Source organism: Oleiphilus sp. HI0128 (assembly GCF_001635365.1).
Window position 1 is genome coordinate 1 of record NZ_LWGG01000086.1, and the last position, 623, is coordinate 623.

At 43.7% G+C, this 623-nt stretch carries 2 protein-coding genes; both read left to right on the top strand.

The genetic code is table 11. The annotated features are described in order from the left end of the window. The coding region (locus A3763_RS01085; RefSeq protein ID WP_197482666.1) for a phosphomethylpyrimidine synthase ThiC at nt 1–327 on the top strand (327 nt) is incomplete at its 5' end. A gap of 38 nt (nt 328–365) precedes the next feature. Continuing rightward, a partial coding sequence (locus A3763_RS01090) for a LysR family transcriptional regulator (protein WP_156494798.1) occupies nt 366–623 on the top strand: 258 nt, incomplete at its 3' end.

Below are 623 nucleotides of genomic sequence, written 5' to 3' on the forward strand. Positions count from 1 at the left end.
GCTCATGCTGCCGACCTTGCAAAAGGCCACCCTGGTGCACAGATTCACGATAATGCTATGTCAAAGGCTCGTTTTGAGTTTAGATGGGAAGATCAATTTAACCTTGCGCTAGATCCTTATACTGCTCGTGCTTATCATGATGAAACATTACCTAAGGACTCTGCTAAAGTTGCACATTTCTGTTCAATGTGTGGCCCTAAGTTTTGTTCAATGAAAATATCTCAGGAAGTTCGTGATTACGCAGCAGAAAAGGATGCGAACGAAGGTATGAGTGAGATGTCGGAGAAATTTAAACAGGAAGGTAGTGAAATCTACCATGAAGTTTAAGTTTAATTGAGTGTTATTAGCCAAGGGCGTCTAGGTCTATGAATCTAAGTGATGTTGATCTAAATTTGCTGGTTCACCTAGATGTACTTTTGCGTGAGCAAAACGTCACCAAGGCTGCAAACCATCTTGGTATTACGCAGCCTGCGATGAGTAATGGTTTGAAGCGTTTGCGCTTGCTGTTCGAAGATCCATTGCTTGTTCGTACCAGTGACGGTATGGCGCCTACTGAGTTGGCGCTCAGCCTTAAGCCTGCGGTGAGAGAGATATTATTCAATATCGATCGTGTAGTTCACCCG